The sequence below is a fragment of the Leifsonia sp. Leaf264 genome (assembly GCF_001422325.1).
GTDB lineage: Bacteria > Actinomycetota > Actinomycetes > Actinomycetales > Microbacteriaceae > Orlajensenia.
Genome location: NZ_LMMR01000001.1, coordinates 293,507 through 308,332, shown reverse-complemented (window position 1 = coordinate 308,332; position 14,826 = coordinate 293,507). Strand labels below are relative to the sequence as shown.

Here is a 14,826-nt window from a genome sequence, read left to right as displayed (position 1 = left end):
CACGATGGCCGACGACGTCCGTTCCCAGAAGCTGTGGTGGCCCCGTCCCACGTTGCGTGGCTGGGCGTTCCTCGCCGCCGGCATCGCCATGTTCCTCTACGGGCTGTTCCTGGAACGCCGTGACGCCCTCTTCGTGGCCTGCTTCCTCATCGCCATCCCGCTCGTCGCCATGGGGTATGTCCTGGTGCGACGGATGCGGGTCCACGTCACGCGCTCGTTCTCACCCGTCATCGTGCCGGCCGGATCCGAGGCCGTCGTCTCCCTGATCGTGCAGAACCTCTCGATGCGCCCCAGCTACGGGGCGCGCTGGCGCGACCAGGCCGAGGCCGGCATCTCGGTGCCGGAGAGCGCCCTTATGCCGAGCCTCGGGCGCCACGGACGCGTCGACGAGGGGGACACGGCCCGCCTGGAGTACACCCTGACGCCGCGCCGCCGCGGGGTGTTCGGCATCGGGCCCCTCATCCTCGATCGCGCCGATCCCTTCGGACTCGCCTCCGGCGAGCAGTCGGTGGGCGTTCCCCACGATCTCGTCGTGACTCCGCGGGTGAGTCCACTGCCCGGCAACGCCCTCTCGCTCACCAACGGCGACGGCAGCATGCACGAGCTGCTGCGGCACTCGAACCCGAACTCCGACGAGCTCATCGCCCGGGAGTACCGTCCCGGCGATCCGCTGCGCCGCATGAACTGGCCCGCCACCGCTCGCCACGGGGAGCTCATGGTGCGCCAGGAGGAGCAGCGCAGCAACCCCGAGGCGCGTCTCATCATCGACACCACGCACTCGGTCGGGATGCGCGGTGGGTCGAACATCACGCGGCCCCGCCTCGACGGGGCGTTCGAGCTCTCCCTCGAGATGGCGGCGTCGATCGGCATCCACCTGCTCGATGCCGGCTTCCGCCTCGACGTGATCGAGACCGGCTCCAGCCAACTGTCTCCGGCTGCCGACCGCATTCGGGGCGGGCTGCGCGGCGACACCCCCACGCCGTATCGCCTGCCCGCCGGTGACCGCGACCTGCTCGAGGGCCTGGCCAACCTGCAGCTGCCCGCGGCCGGCAGCGACAGGGACACGCGGGCGGACTCGCCCGGCAGCGCCATCAGGAATCCGGGTTCGCGACTGCCGACGTTCGCTGTTCTGATCGATGTCGACGTGCGCGAGGCCCAGGAACTCGCGGCCCTGCGCCCCTACTGCGAGCCGGCCGTGGCCTTCGTCATCGACACCGTGGCCGCTGTCGTCGTCGAGCAGCTCGAGGACGCCGGGTGGCGCTGCGTGCCCCTGCGGAACACCCGCGGCATCGCCGAGGCATGGGAGCAGACGGGACGCGATCGGAGGGCCGTCGGTGAGCCGGTCTGAGACTCTTCCCCGCTTCGCCGAGCGGGGGCGCAACTACTGGCCGCTGACCGGTTGCCTCGTGGTGCTCCTGCTCGTCGCCTCGATGGCCCTCGGCCCCGTCTTGCGCGGATCCGGCTGGTGGTGGGTGATGGCCGCCGTCTCGGTCATCACCCTCGTGTCGGCAGCCGCATTCCGTCAACTGGGGTGGGGCCGCTCCATCGTGCCATTGGCGTCGGGCGGGGTGCTGATCCTGACGCTCACGCTGTTCTTCGGCGAGGGCTCAGGGTTGCTCTGGCTGGTACCGACGCCGGGCACGATCGACCAGTGGGGTGCCCTGACCGAGGCGGGCATGCTGTCCATCCAGCAGCAGGCCGTGCCGGCCGTCGTCTACCCCGGTGTCATGTTCCTCCTGACCGTCGGCGCCGGGCTGCTCGCCATAGCGCTCGACGTCGTCGCGATCACGCTGCGACTTCCGGCCGTCGCCGGAGCCCTCGTCCTCATCCCGGTCTCGGTTCCCGCCCTCATCACCAAGTCGGGAACGGATGTCGCAGCCCTCGTGCTCACGGCCTGCGCCTACCTGCTGTTGCTGCGCGTCGACGTGCGCATCCGTCGCCGGAGCGAGGCGGCGACCCGCGACAGGGGCCGTGCGGCGCCGCGCAGCACCGGACCGGAACGCCGGGGCCCAGGTCCGATCTGGGGCTCGCTGGGCGTCGGAGCCATCGCCATAGTCTCGGCTCTCGTGCTGTCCGCCGCGACCCCGGCGCTCTCAGACTCCTCGGTCATCTCGAACAAGCAGACCGGCGTGCTCTTCGGTTCGGGGGTCAGCCCGCTGATCGACCTCGGACAGGACCTCCGCCGTCCCGAGGCGTCGCTCGCCATGCACTACGGCACGACCGCCGACGACCAGCCGTACTTCAAGCTCCTCACCCTCGACAGCTTCTCCGACGACCTCGAATGGGTCGCCGGGCGTGGTGCGACGGATCTCACCAACACCGTCGACGACTTCGGTCCTCCCGAGGGGCTGACGGATGCCGTCAAGCGCGACGACATCCGCACCATCGTGCAGATCGACACCGTCGTGAGTTCCTGGCTCCCGGTCCCGTACCCCGCGACGAGCATCGAGGGCCTCGACGGGGACTGGCAGTGGGACGACGGCGCGCTCACGGTGTCGAGCGAGAAGTCGACCACGCGCGGCCAGGACTACAAGGTGGACGGGCTCGAGCTGAAGCCGACGGCCGAGCAGTTGCGCGCCAGCGGGACGGACTACCCGACGGCGGTCCAGCAGTACCTCGAGCTTCCCGAGAACGCGCCGGGCATCATCGGCGAGCTCGCCGCCGAGGAGACCGCGAATGTGCAGAATCCCTACGACGCGGCGGTAGCGCTTCAGCGCTACTTCCGCAGCAGCGCCTTCGCGTACTCGACGGAGGCGCCTGTCGACGAGGGTTACGACGGTGGCAGCCTCGACGTCATCGCCAAGTTCCTCGATGTCAAGAAGGGGTACTGCATCCACTTCGCCTCAGCGATGGCGATCATGGCGAGGACCCTCGGCATCCCCTCCCGCATCGCGCTCGGCTACCTCCCCGGTGAGAGCTCCCGGGACACGATGGAGGGCCTGCCCCGCTGGAACGTGACCACTCACGATCTGCACACCTGGCCCGAACTGTACTTCCCCGGCGTCGGCTGGGTTCCGTTCGAGCCGACGACGGGTCGAGGCTCGATCCCCGACTACGCACGCGGCGTCGGACAGAGCTCGGCGGCCCCCGTCGCGCCCTCGACGAACGACCAGGCGAACCGCGACCAGGCCCTTCAGGGTCGCAACGAGAACATGGCCGGCGCGGCGACTGCTGCTCAGGCATCGCTGGTCTGGGTGCAGATCACAGCGGTCGTGCTCGCTGCTCTGCTCGTCCTCCTGCTGCCATTCCTCATCCGCACAGCCGGACGACTGCAGCGTCGACGGCGAGTGGCCTCAGGTCGTGCGTCACCGTCGTTGCTGTGGCGTGAACTCGTGGACACGTCGGTCGATCTGGGTCTCGGCGTGCCGGACACCGAGACCGCGCGGCATCTTGCCAGCAGGCTGTCAGCTTCCGGGGGCCTGACCGAGGCCGCGTCCGCCTCCCTGGGGCGCTTGCGCGACGCGGTCGAGCACGAGCGTTACGCACGTCTTGAGGCGCAGAACCGGCATCGGGCGCAGGCCCTCGTCGACGATCTCGATGCCGTCCTGGCCGCACTCCGGTCCGGTGTGGATCTCCGGTCGCGGGTGCGTGCGGCGCTGTTGCCGCGATCGCTCAGGCCCGAGGCATTCGGTCCCGGCCGCGGAAGACGCGCCGCCGCCGCGTAGAATCGATCCTCGTGAGCAAGTTCGAGAAGACGCCGTACGTCGTGAACGTCCGTGACCTCCTGCACCGCCCGGGCGAGATGCGTGAGCACGACCTGTCCATCCCGCTGACGGAGGACATGGGGGAGGGCCTCGTCGCCGTGCGCGCCGGGGAGTCCATCGACGTCGACGTGCGCCTGGAGTCCGTGCACGAGGGCGTTCTGGTCTCCGCCGAGGTGTCCGCGACCGCCGATGGCGAGTGCGGACGATGCCTCACAGACATCTCCCTGCCTGTCGAAGTCGAGTTTCAGGAGCTTTTCGCGTATTCTTCTGGAGAAGCTTTCGAGTATGAGGTTCAAGACGACCACGTGGATCTTGAATCACTCATCAGGGATGCGGTAGTGCTAGCACTTCCGTTCCAGCCGGTGTGTCGGCCTGATTGCCCCGGTCTCGATCCCGAGACAGGGCTGCGGATCGAAGAACACCCGGAACTCGGTGAACGAGTGCAGCATGACCCGCGATGGGCCGCGCTTGCAGGCCTGGGAGCTTCCTCAGACATCAGCGACAGCTCTCACGAGCGCGCTGAACAGCAGAAAGAGAGTTGAATCATGGCTGTTCCCAAGCGGAAGAAGTCTCGCAGCAACACCCACTCGCGTCGTTCGCAGTGGAAGGCCGAGGTCCCCACGCTCGTCAAGACCGTCGAGAACGGCAAGGTCACCTACAGCCTTCCGCACCGCGCCAAGGTCGTCGAGGACTCCGCAGGCACCCCCCTGTTCCTCGAGTACAAGGGCCGCAAGGTCGCCGACGTCTGAATCGATCGTGAGGATCGCGGGCTGACGGCAACGTCGGCCCGCGCCTTTCGTTTCGGACTGCGGACTTCGCACTCGTGAGTACCTCGGAGAAAGCTCCGCAGGGCCTGCTCGCTCAGCTCGGCATCGAACTCGATGCCGAGCTCTTCGAGCTCGCCCTGACGCACCGCTCGTATGCCTATGAGCACGGCGGCATCCCGACGAACGAGCGACTCGAGTTCCTCGGCGACTCGATCCTCGGGCAGGCCGTGACGGTCATGCTCTATCGCGAGTACCCGTCGCTCGAAGAGGGTGAGCTGGCCAAGCGCCGAGCGAGCCTCGTGAGCAGTGCCGCCCTCGCCGAGGTCGCGCGCCAGAACGACATCGGCAGTTACGTGCGCCTCGGCCGCGGGGAGACCCAGACCGGCGGACGCGACAAGGCGTCGATCCTCGCCGACACCGTCGAGGCCATCATCGGCGCGGTCTACCTCGATCGCGGTGGCGACGTCGCGACGGCGTTCGTGCTGCGCATCATCGACCCGCTCCTCACCGACCCCGACAGGTTCGGTGCATCGATGGATCCCAAGACGAGCCTGCAGGAGAGTGCCGCGCGCCACGGCAAGCCGGCGCCCGTCTACGCCATCAGCGAGAGCGGGCCCGACCACTCGAAGGTGTTCGTCGCAACGGTCACGGTCGGCGACGTCTCCGCCACAGGCGAGGGCACCAGCAAGAAGCACGCCGAGATGGCCGCGGCCCTCCAGGCATGGTCGCTGCTCGACGGGGCTGCCGCGAAGTCCTCGAGCTCCGCGAAGTAGCGCACGGATGCCGGAGCTGCCCGAGGTCGAAGTCGTAAGGGCCGGCCTCGAACCGGCTGTCACGGGCTCGGTCATCGCCGGCGTCGAGGTGTTCGAGCCGCGATCGCTCAAGCGGCACGCCGTGGCCCGTGGCACCTTCGTCGACCTCATCGAGGGTCGACGGATGCTGGCGGCCGTGCGCCGCGGCAAGTTCCTGTGGCTGCCCCTCGACTCCGGCGACGCCCTCGTCACGCACCTCGGCATGAGCGGGCAGGTGCTTCTGCGCGCGCCGGGATTCGAAGAGGCCGGGCTCCTGCGCATCCGTCTGCATCTGGATCATCCGACCCACGGCGAACTCTGGGTCAACTTCGTCGACCAGCGCATCTTCGGATCGATGGCGGTCGACGCCATGGTTCCGACCGCTGACGGCGCTGTCGCGGGGTACGGGGGAGCGGCATCCGGAGACTGGGACCGGTCGATCCCGAGCCAGGTCGCCCACATCGCCCGCGACCCGCTCGATCCCGCGTTCTCCGACTCTGCATTTTTCGCGGCGCTCGCTCGCACGCGGACGGGTATCAAGCGTTCACTGCTCAATCAGAACGTGGTGAGCGGAATCGGCAACATCTACGCCGACGAGGCCCTGTGGGCGGCGAAGGTGCACTACGACACCCCGTCGGCGTCGCTGTCGAAGCCGAAGGCCCGTCTGCTTCTCGCCGAGGTGCGGCACGTGCTTCAGAAGGCCCTCGCCGAGGGAGGCACCAGCTTCGACGCGCAGTACGTCAACGTGAACGGCGCCTCGGGCTACTTCTCGCACTCCTTGAACGTGTACGGGCAGCAGGGGAAGCCGTGCCCGCGCTGCGGCACGCCGATCGTGCGCGAGTCCTTCATGAACCGTGGCTCGCACCTCTGCCCGCGCTGCCAACGGCGGGCGGCGGGAGTTCCTGCAGACCGGCTCGTGCGTGAGAGCGGCCACGCCCGCAGCCTATAGGCTCACGTGGGTGTACAGAGCGCTCGTCATCGATGTCGACCGCGACAGCGTCGCGATGGGCGACGACGGGCGATCCCATGCTCACCAGGTCACGGTGGCCCGCGGCACACGATTGAGTGCGCTGCTGGATCGAGCCGCGCCTGAGATCCGCGCTCGTGGTTGGTCCTGGGTCGCCGTTGCCGATGGTCGCGTCGTTGCGGTCTGGTCCTCCGATCACGGAGTTCAACTGCTCGTCCCCGACGCTCGCGTGACGTCGAAGCGCGGGCCGCGCCGCGTCGATTTCCGGTACTACCTCCAGATCGACCCCGCGTGGCTGCATCGCCGGCTCGCCGAGGGTGCCGATCCGGATCGGGAGGCCCTCGAACTCGAGTACCGGCCACAGGCGCAGGCTGCATGGGAGCTGGAGGCACGCCGGCGCGAACGAGACGACCCCGCACGGCTGTTGTCACCCGAGTGCATCGCAGCAGTGCAGTCCTTCGGCGCGCAGATCGACCTTCACAACGACCGGCAGATGAGGCTCGACATCCTCGGCACGCGGTGGACGGTGATCCGCTCCGACACCATGACCCAGATCCATCGAGGCGAGGATGCCCTGGCGGCCTCGATCCGTCCGGCGGCGTTCGCCGAATGTTGGCTCGTTGCCGCAATCGGTGCCGAGGCGAGGCTCTCTATTGGACTCCCTCGCCTCCCCGACTTCCAGCCGCTCCCGGCACCCGAGTTGACGCCGATGGCTGCGAGCTGGCCTCAGGGTGTGAAGCGCTGGACGACCACCGGGGATCTGATCGCTCAGCTCGCCGGCGAGGATGCCGTCTCCTGCTATCGCCTGGCCAGTGGGCGCTCCATCGCCGAGATCGCCCAGCTTCTCGCGAAGGACGCGCCTGCGAGCTGAGGCGAATCCAACGGCGTCCATCGTCGTCGGGCTCCGCAGGATGTGTCGCGAGTGAGCTGTCAGGACTATGCGTCGCGGCGCCACGCGCCCTCGTAGCCGATGGGTGCGAACCCCATGGCCTCGTTCACGTCGAGCATGGGCCGATTCTCCTCGGCGTTGAAGGTGATGATCGACGGATGCCCCGGATAGGCGTGTTCGACGGCGCGCAGGTTCGCGAGCTTGACGAGGGTGCCCAGCCTGTGTCCGCGATGCTCTCGCAACACCAGCGTGTCGTCCTGGGTGATCGCGCGTCGCGCCTCGGACGGCACGAACATCGTCGAGAACGCGACGAGGGCACCCGTGGCCGCCTGCACCACGGCGGCGGTGACCGGGACCAGGTCGGCTGAGGCGCGAGACGCGTCTTCGGCGTCGATGCGCTCGACGGTCCAGACGTCCTCCGGCTCCTCGAGGCCGGCGGTCGGGGCATCGGTGCTCATCCGTGTGTGCAGGTGGGCGAGGTCGGAACGGTACTGCTCCGGCGTCGTCCCGATCCAGGTGAGGGTGCTGTAGTCGGGTGCGGCATGGGAGAGGGCATCGGCCTCGAGTCGTCGCAGTGCGCCGGGGTTCGCGGGCAGTGCCAGCCTGCTGCCGCGGTTCAGCTGCTCGAGCCTGTAGCCCCGGGCGAGCAGGAACCGCACCTCGGGGTTCTCGAGTGGAACGGAGCCGAAGCCCGTCGGGGCGTCGAGCCGAGGGCCGGGCGCTTCGGGGGAGGCCGCGTAGACGATGTAAGTGGTTCTCCCGTCATCGAGGGCGAGCTGTTCGATGGCGTCGCTGAGAGCGGCACCGATGCCCAGCCCTCGGGCCTCAGGCCGCACGAGCACCTCGAGCCACGCGTGACTCGACGCCGGATCGGCGAGGGTGTCGCAGACAGCGCGCCCGACGACCGTGCCGTCGAGACGCGCGATGAGGCCGTGCTTCGGATCGAAGTCGGTGTTCGTCCACAGCGGCAGCAACTCGTCGGCCCTGTAGCCGAGGTCGTCTGTGCCGTAGGCCGCGGCCTCGCAGACGTTGCGCACGGCGTTGGCCGCCTCGAAGTCCGCCCAGCCAGGGGCGCCCGGCGCCTCGGGGACGACGAGCGGCTCGATGGTGAATCGCGCGGTCATCGGGACCCTCCTTCTGGGCGGGAAACGGGCAGCCGACCAGCCTAGCCGCCTGCCGGGCGCGAGGCCATGTGTCCGGTACCGTTGTGGCAAGCATCCGCCGGCGAGAAAGAGGCACGCGTTGTACCTGAAGAGCCTGACCCTGAAGGGGTTCAAGTCCTTCGCGCAGCCGACCACCTTCGCCTTCGAGCCCGGTGTGACCTGCGTGGTCGGACCCAACGGCTCCGGCAAGTCGAACGTCGTCGACGCCCTCGCCTGGGTCATGGGCGAGCAGGGCGCCAAGACCCTCCGCGGCGGCAAGATGGAGGACGTCATCTTCGCGGGCACGTCGACCCGTGGCCCGCTCGGTCGGGCCGAGGTCACCCTCACCATCGACAACTCCGACGGCGCCCTGCCGATCGAGTACACCGAGGTCACGATCAGCCGCACCCTGTTCCGCAACGGATCGAGCGAGTACGCGATCAATGGCCAGGGCTGCCGTCTCCTCGACGTGCAGGAGCTCCTCAGCGACTCCGGCCTGGGGCGTGAGATGCACGTGATCGTCGGCCAGGGCCAGCTCGACGCCGTGCTGCGCGCGAGCCCCGAGGAACGTCGCGGCTTCATCGAGGAGGCGGCGGGAATCCTCAAGCACCGGCGCCGCAAGGAGAAGACCGTACGCAAGCTCGAGGCGATGCAGACCAACCTGACGCGACTCTCCGACCTCGCCGGCGAGATCCGCCGCCAGTTGAAGCCACTCGGTCGCCAGGCCGAGATCGCCCGTGAGGCGCAGTCCATCGCCGCCATCGTCCGCGACGCCAGGGCCCGCATCCTGGCGGATGAGGTCGTCGGCCTGCGCACTGCACTCGCCGGGCACACCCGCAACGAGCACGAGCGGCACAGCGAGCGGATCGTGCTGCAGGAGCAGCTCGAGCAGAAGCAGCTGCGCATCCAGCGCATCGAGCAGGAGCAGGTGGGCGACGCCGTCGACGGCGCGCGCCGCACGGCCTTCGGCCTGGAGTCCGTGCAGGAGCGCCTGCGCGGCCTGTACACCCTGGCCAACCAGCGCATCGCCCTGCTCGGTGGCGAGTCAGAGGCTCCGGATGCCGGCCCCACCGTCAGCTCGCAGATGCTCGACGACGCCGCGGCCGAGATCGTGCGACTCCAGGAGGTCGTCGTGCTCGCCGAGGCCGCGCTGCAGCAGGCCCAGTTCGTGACGGCGTCGGCACGCCACTCCCTCGATGGCGTTGACGAGGAGATCGCGGCGCAGAGCGCGTTGGTCTCGCGCCACGACCTCGAGATCACCAAGCTCACCGGTCAGTCCGATGCTGCAGCATCCCGTCTCGCCGCCGTGCGCGGTGAGGTGCTGCGGCAGGAGAACGCCCTCGAGGCCGCGCGCGAGCGCCACGCCGTCGTGCGGGCCGAGTTCGCCAGGCTCGAGGCGGAGGCTGCGACAGCCGATGTCGGCGAGACCGACCTCGACGAGACCTACGAGCTCGCCCAGGGCGCCCTGTTCGAGGCCGAGGCCGAGATCGAGCGCATCCGCGAGGAGCTGCACGGCCACGAACGCGAGCGCGACGCCCTCGCCGCGAAGACCGGAGCCCTGTCGTCGGCCCTCGATCAGAAGGACGGCTCGGCCGCGCTGGTCGCGGCCGGCCTCTCCGGCGTTCTCGGGCTCGTCGCCGAGCACGTGCAGATTCATCCCGGCTACGAGGCCGCGATCGCGGCCGCTCTCGGAACTCTCGCCGACGCCGTTCTCGCCGACGACCTCGACGCCGCGACGGCCGCCGTCGAGTACGCGATCGCCGAGGAGCTCGGCAGGGTCGAGGTCGTCGTGGCCCGTCCCGACCGCGCTGTGACGGCCGCCCTGTCCGGTGACGGCTACGTCGCCGCATCCGGTGTCGTCAACGCGCCCGACGGCGTGCTCAGCCTGTTGGCCAACACGGTGATCGTCGACGACCTCGCCGCCGCTCGGTCCGCCTGGCGAGGCGGGCTGGCGGATGCCGCGACTCCGGTGACCGTCATCACCCGGGCCGGTGACGTGCTCACCACCTTCGTTCTGCGTGGCGGCAGCGGCGCCAAGAGATCCCGACTCGAACTCGTGGCCGAACGCGACGCCGCTGCCGAGCGCCTGAACGAGGTCACCTCGGTCATCGAACGGTCGCGTTTCGCGCTGGCCGAGCAGCGCGGCATCCTGCAGGTGTCGAAGGAGCAGTCAGCAGCGGCCCTCGCGGCTCTCCGGGAGTTCGATTCGCAGTTGGCCGCCGCAGCCGAGAGGCTCAACAGGGCCCGCGTGCAGTCCGAGGCCGCCGGCGCCGAGCAGGCCCGTCTCGACGGGGCGCTGCAGCTCGCTGCGGAACGGGTCGCCGAGGCCGAGAACGCGGCGACGACGGCGCGCACTGCTCTCGACGCCGCCAGGTCGAAGCCGCGCCCGATCCTCGACGTCTCGGCGCGCGACAGCCTGCTTGTCGAGCTGGAGTCGGCCCGTGAGCGCGAGGTCGAGGGCCGACTCTCGCTCGAGACCGCCCGGGAGCGGGTGCGTGCCGAGCAGGCCCGCTCCGCTGCCCTGGTGCGCCAGCGCGAGTCGGAGCGCGCGGCAGCGGAGGAGGCGGCCCGACGTGCCGTCATCCGTCGTCGTCAGGTGGAATCGGCGACGGCCGTGACCGAGGCCCTTCCGGCCGTGCTCACCTCGGTCGACGCATCCGTCGCTCAGGCCCGCCTCGAGCTCGCCACGGCCGAGGCCCAGCGAGCCAGCCAGAACGAGGAGCTCGTGGCCCTGCGCCGCGACGAGGCGGCGACCCGCGAGCGACTGAATGCCATCACCGAGAACGTGCACGGCCTGGAGCTGCAGATCTACGAGAAAAAGCTGCACCTGTCGAGCCTGCTCGAGCGTGCCGGCTCGGAACTCGGCCTCGTCGAGGACGTGCTGATCGCGGAGTACGGTCCGGACGAGCCCGTGCCCGCGGAGGTCGAGGGCGGCGAGCCGTCGGTCTTCGACCGCGCAGAGCAGAAGAAGCGCCTCGAGAAGGCCGAGCGCACCTTCGCGCAGCTCGGACGGGTGAACCCGCTCGCGCTCGAGGAGTTCGCGGCGCTGGAGCAGCGGCACAAGTTCCTCACCGAACAGCTCACCGACCTCACGAACACCCGCAAGGACCTGATCACGATCATCGAGGAGATCGACGAGAAGATGCAGGTCATCTTCGCGGCGGCGTTCGACGACACCCAGGCGGCGTTCGGCCAGGTGTTCCCGATCCTGTTCCCGGGCGGCGTCGGCAGCATCACCCTGACCGATCCCGAGAACATGCTCACCACGGGCATCGAGGTCGCGGTGAAGCCCGCGGGCAAGAAGATCGAGCGGCTCTCCTTGCTCTCCGGCGGCGAGCGTTCCCTGGCGGCCGTCGCGCTGCTCATCGCCATCTTCAAGGCGCGGCCCAGCCCGTTCTACATCATGGACGAGGTCGAGGCGGCGCTCGACGACGCCAACCTCGGCCGCCTGCTCACGATCTTCCAGGACCTGCGCGAGTCGAGCCAGCTCATCGTCATCACGCACCAGAAGCGCACGATGGAGATCGCCGACGCGCTGTACGGCGTCTCGATGCGCCAGGACGGCGTGTCGGCCGTGGTCGGCCAGCGGGTCGCGGAGGAGCGCGCGAGCGCGTAGCTCGACCTCAGCGAGCGCAGGTCAGGCCGGCGAGCGGAGTGTCACGGCAGCGGGCGGTTGCTGCGGATCACTCCGTTCGGGTCCACGCGTTCCTTCACCGCACGCAGGCGCGCGAGCGAGGCGTCATCGAAGGCATCGGCCAGGCCGGTGCCGCTGCCGAGGAACGAGGGCACCATCCCCGAGGTCGGGTGTGCTGCGGCGAAGTCCCGAAGCGGTTGGAGAGCAGCATCTGCTCCTGCAGCCATCTCGGGGGTGAAGGCGAGCACGCCGGAACTGATGAGCGCCGGCGCCGTGATGGCTCCGATGGCGGCGTCGTCGATGCCGGGATTCGCCGCGATGTTGCCGCCGAGCACCCGCACGCTGACCCGGCTCAGCCCGGCTTGGACCCCGGCCAGGAAGGCGCCGACCAGCTCGGTCGCCGTCACTCGATCGAAGCCGTCGACGGTGCCGCCCCAGTCGATCGTCGGCATCGGGTCGGTCGGCTCGGCGGCGACTGCGGCGAGGTCGCCGATGGTGAACTCCCGGAGCCCGTCGAGCAGGGGCGTGCCGATGGCGCGCAGGCGTTCCACGATCGGCGCTGCGGATGCGGCGTCCCCGATATGCAGGAAGGACACTGAGGCCACGGTCTGCCCGCGCAGCGGCTCCGGCAGCTGCGGCATGTCGGGGAAGCGTGCCAGTCCGACGTCGATGCCGAGTGCAGGGTCGGACGCCCCGAGCTCGAAGCCCGCCGTGACGACGTCGATGCCCAGGCCGATCGGGAAGATGATGCCGCCCCCGAACAACTGATCCGCCGGATACAACGTGAACTCGATGGCCGTGATCACGCCGAACAGTCCGCCCCCGCCTCGCAGGGCCCAGAACAACTCCGAGTCCGCGTCGGCGGTGACCCGGCGCAGCTCGCCACTCGCGTCGACGAGTTCGACCGCCGTCACCGATCGTGAAGCCAGCCCGTAGGCGCGGCTGAACATGGAATGGCCGCCCGCGATCGAGTAGCCGACGGCGTTGACCTCGGGGTTGCTGCCGGCCAGCGCCACGAGCCCGGTGCCGTCGAGGGCGGTGAGCACGCGTCCCCAGTTGACGCCGGCGCCGACGCGTGCCGTACGGGCATCCGTGTCGATGACGAGCTCGTCGAAGGCCGTCGGCCGCACCAGCACCACCCCATCGAGGGAACCGTTGGCGCCGTGCCCGTTCGGCTGCACCGTGACCCCGAGCCCTGAGGCTGCCGCCGCGGCGATGACTGTACGCACCTCGGCGACGTCGGCCGGGGTCACGACGGCAGTCGGGCGCTGATCGACGGTGAGGTTCCATGCCTCGCGGGCGTCGTCGTAGCCGGAGTCATCCGGGAGGACGACGGCGCCGGAGATGGTGTGCTGAAGTTCGGTGATGGCGGGCGGGGTCGACGATGACACAGGGCTACTCCAGACGACGATGGGGTGGAATCTGAGGATGCCTCGAACGATAGCGCCGCCGACCGACACGGGGAAGACCCTGCACGCCAGTACGCTTGAGCCATGGCAGAACGCAGTTCCTGGTCGCTCTCCGGCGCCCTCCGCGGCATGTTCGCGAAGAAGACGATCGACGACGAGACCTGGGACGACCTCGAGGACGCCCTCATCACGGCCGACTTCGGTCCAGACCTCACCGAGGCCATCGTCGCCGATCTCCGTGCGAAGGTCGCCCGCTACAACACGACAGACCCGAAGGACCTGCAGCGGATGCTCCGCGAGGGCATCGAGGAGCGGCTGGCGCGTTTCGACACCACGTTGAAGCTCAGCGACAGGCCGGCTGTGGTGCTCGTCGTCGGCGTCAACGGCGTCGGCAAGACCACGACCATCGGCAAGTTCGCCAAGTTCCTCGGCAACTACGGTCGCAGCGTGCTCGTGGGTGCGGCCGACACCTTCCGTGCCGCAGCAGTCGACCAGCTCGCCACCTGGGCCGAGCGGGCCGGCGCATCGATCGTGCGGCCGCAGCAGCAGGGCCAGGATCCGGCATCCGTCGCCTTCCAGACCATCGAGCGCGCCAAGCGCGAGGGGTTCGAGATCGTGCTCATCGACACCGCCGGTCGCCTGCAGACCAAGGGCGGACTCATGGACGAGCTCACCAAGATCCGCAGGGTCATCGAGAAGCAGGCCCCGATCGCCGAGGTGTTGCTCGTGCTCGACGCCACGACGGGCCAGAACGGGCTCGCGCAGGCCGAGGCCTTCGTCGAGCACGCCGGCGTCACCGGACTCGTGCTCACCAAGCTCGACGGCTCCGCCAAGGGCGGCTTCGTGCTCAGTGTGCAGGACAGGACCGGCATCCCGATCAAGCTCGTCGGCCAGGGTGAGGGCATCGGCGACCTCACCGGCTTCACGCCGCACGTCTTCGCCCAGCAGCTCGTCGGCTGACTCCAGCCGCCTCGAGCGGCGGAACCCAGGACAGCGCCCAACGAAAGGATCGCCTGATGTCGATCGAACACGACTTCTTCGGACTCCTCGACGGCGACGACGGCGAGCTGCACTGGTCGGAGGGCGTCGACGCCGGAGACCAGTACGTCGATGTCGACCTGCGGGCGCCGAGCGAGCAGTCGGTGACGGATGAGGCCCTCGACGTGGCCGCCGCCATGGTCAACTCGCTCGAACAACTGGACTCCCGCGCCCGCGAGGCGTTCGTCGCCGAGATCGGCCAGGAGGGCTCCAACGCGATGCTCTACCTGACCTCGCAGTTCGCTGAGCTCGACCCCGAGATCCTCGCGGAGTCGCTCGACTACGACTCCGGCGACCGTGACATCGACGTGCTGCGTTCACTCAAGCTGCTGCGCGTGGGCTTCCACCCGCACCACTCCGGCTCCGAGGAGCAGTTCGCCGTCTTCGAGTACGCCCTCGCTCCTGACGAGTCCGACAGCATCCTGAGCGCCTCCTTCGACATGCAGGGCGATGTGGTCTCTACGGACGTCGACGCCTGACCCCGA

At 69.3% G+C, this 14,826-nt stretch carries 12 protein-coding genes; 10 read left to right on the top strand and 2 right to left on the bottom strand.

What is annotated here, in order from left to right:
• Positions 1 to 4: 4 nt before the first annotated feature.
• The 7 genes from ASF30_RS01475 (at position 5) to ASF30_RS01445 (ending at position 7,100) form a co-directional block, all read left to right on the top strand.
• Complete coding sequence (locus tag ASF30_RS01475) at positions 5 to 1,348, top strand: DUF58 domain-containing protein (RefSeq protein WP_055900502.1); 1,344 nt, start codon at positions 5 to 7, stop codon at positions 1,346 to 1,348.
• Positions 1,335 to 3,665 carry a transglutaminase family protein gene (locus tag ASF30_RS01470; protein ID WP_055900499.1) on the top strand — a complete coding sequence of 777 codons (2,331 nt, stop codon included), beginning with the start codon at positions 1,335 to 1,337 and terminating at the stop codon, positions 3,663 to 3,665. The genes ASF30_RS01475 and ASF30_RS01470 overlap by 14 nt, the downstream gene beginning before the upstream one ends.
• A gap of 11 nt (positions 3,666 to 3,676) precedes the next feature.
• Complete coding sequence (locus tag ASF30_RS01465; RefSeq protein ID WP_442914943.1) at positions 3,677 to 4,246, top strand: YceD family protein; 570 nt, start codon at positions 3,677 to 3,679, stop codon at positions 4,244 to 4,246.
• A 3-nt stretch (positions 4,247 to 4,249) separates the two neighbouring features.
• Entirely contained in the window at positions 4,250 to 4,453 is a 204-nt protein-coding gene (gene rpmF / locus ASF30_RS01460; RefSeq protein WP_055900496.1) for a 50S ribosomal protein L32, read from the top strand.
• A 104-nt stretch (positions 4,454 to 4,557) separates the two neighbouring features.
• On the top strand, positions 4,558 to 5,244 hold the full coding sequence (gene rnc / locus ASF30_RS01455; RefSeq protein ID WP_442914946.1) for a ribonuclease III: 687 nt from the start codon (positions 4,558 to 4,560) through the stop codon (positions 5,242 to 5,244).
• 7 nt (positions 5,245 to 5,251) lie between these two features.
• The gene (mutM, locus tag ASF30_RS01450; protein ID WP_055900490.1) at positions 5,252 to 6,211 is read left to right on the top strand and encodes a bifunctional DNA-formamidopyrimidine glycosylase/DNA-(apurinic or apyrimidinic site) lyase; all 960 of its coding nucleotides are present in this window, start codon (positions 5,252 to 5,254) and stop codon (positions 6,209 to 6,211) included.
• Between the two features lie 10 nt (positions 6,212 to 6,221).
• On the top strand, positions 6,222 to 7,100 hold the full coding sequence (locus tag ASF30_RS01445) for a hypothetical protein (protein WP_157496854.1): 879 nt from the start codon (positions 6,222 to 6,224) through the stop codon (positions 7,098 to 7,100).
• Positions 7,101 to 7,165: 65 nt separating this feature from the next.
• Here ASF30_RS01445 and ASF30_RS01440 read toward each other — a convergent pair whose 3' ends face one another.
• Positions 7,166 to 8,242 (bottom strand): GNAT family N-acetyltransferase, encoded by a 1,077-nt coding sequence (locus ASF30_RS01440; RefSeq protein ID WP_055900485.1) that lies wholly within the window; start codon positions 8,240 to 8,242, stop codon positions 7,166 to 7,168.
• A 118-nt stretch (positions 8,243 to 8,360) separates the two neighbouring features.
• Here ASF30_RS01440 and smc point away from each other — a divergent pair, with 118 nt between their 5' ends.
• On the top strand, positions 8,361 to 11,876 hold the full coding sequence (smc, locus tag ASF30_RS01435; protein WP_055900480.1) for a chromosome segregation protein SMC: 3,516 nt from the start codon (positions 8,361 to 8,363) through the stop codon (positions 11,874 to 11,876).
• 41 nt (positions 11,877 to 11,917) lie between these two features.
• On the opposite strand, the gene ASF30_RS22465 is transcribed toward smc, so the two are convergent.
• On the bottom strand, positions 11,918 to 13,285 hold the full coding sequence (locus tag ASF30_RS22465; RefSeq protein ID WP_055900477.1) for an FAD-binding oxidoreductase: 1,368 nt from the start codon (positions 13,283 to 13,285) through the stop codon (positions 11,918 to 11,920).
• A 102-nt stretch (positions 13,286 to 13,387) separates the two neighbouring features.
• Here ASF30_RS22465 and ftsY point away from each other — a divergent pair, with 102 nt between their 5' ends.
• Complete coding sequence (ftsY, locus tag ASF30_RS22460) at positions 13,388 to 14,263, top strand: signal recognition particle-docking protein FtsY (protein WP_055900473.1); 876 nt, start codon at positions 13,388 to 13,390, stop codon at positions 14,261 to 14,263.
• Between the two features lie 56 nt (positions 14,264 to 14,319).
• Complete coding sequence (locus tag ASF30_RS01420; RefSeq protein ID WP_055900470.1) at positions 14,320 to 14,820, top strand: DUF2004 domain-containing protein; 501 nt, start codon at positions 14,320 to 14,322, stop codon at positions 14,818 to 14,820.
• Positions 14,821 to 14,826: the final 6 nt, after the last annotated feature.

Excerpts from the sequence above, each read along its gene's own strand:
- ASF30_RS01440 (WP_055900485.1), bottom strand. The coding sequence starts at position 8,242 with ATGACCGCGCGATTCACCATCGAGCCGCTCGTCGTCCCCGAGGCGCCG.
- rpmF (WP_055900496.1), top strand. The coding sequence starts at position 4,250 with ATGGCTGTTCCCAAGCGGAAGAAGTCTCGCAGCAACACCCACTCGCGT.
- ASF30_RS01420 (WP_055900470.1), top strand. The coding sequence starts at position 14,320 with ATGTCGATCGAACACGACTTCTTCGGACTCCTCGACGGCGACGACGGC.
- ASF30_RS01475 (WP_055900502.1), top strand. The coding sequence starts at position 5 with ATGGCCGACGACGTCCGTTCCCAGAAGCTGTGGTGGCCCCGTCCCACG.
- mutM (WP_055900490.1), top strand. The coding sequence starts at position 5,252 with ATGCCGGAGCTGCCCGAGGTCGAAGTCGTAAGGGCCGGCCTCGAACCG.
- ftsY (WP_055900473.1), top strand. The coding sequence starts at position 13,388 with ATGGCAGAACGCAGTTCCTGGTCGCTCTCCGGCGCCCTCCGCGGCATG.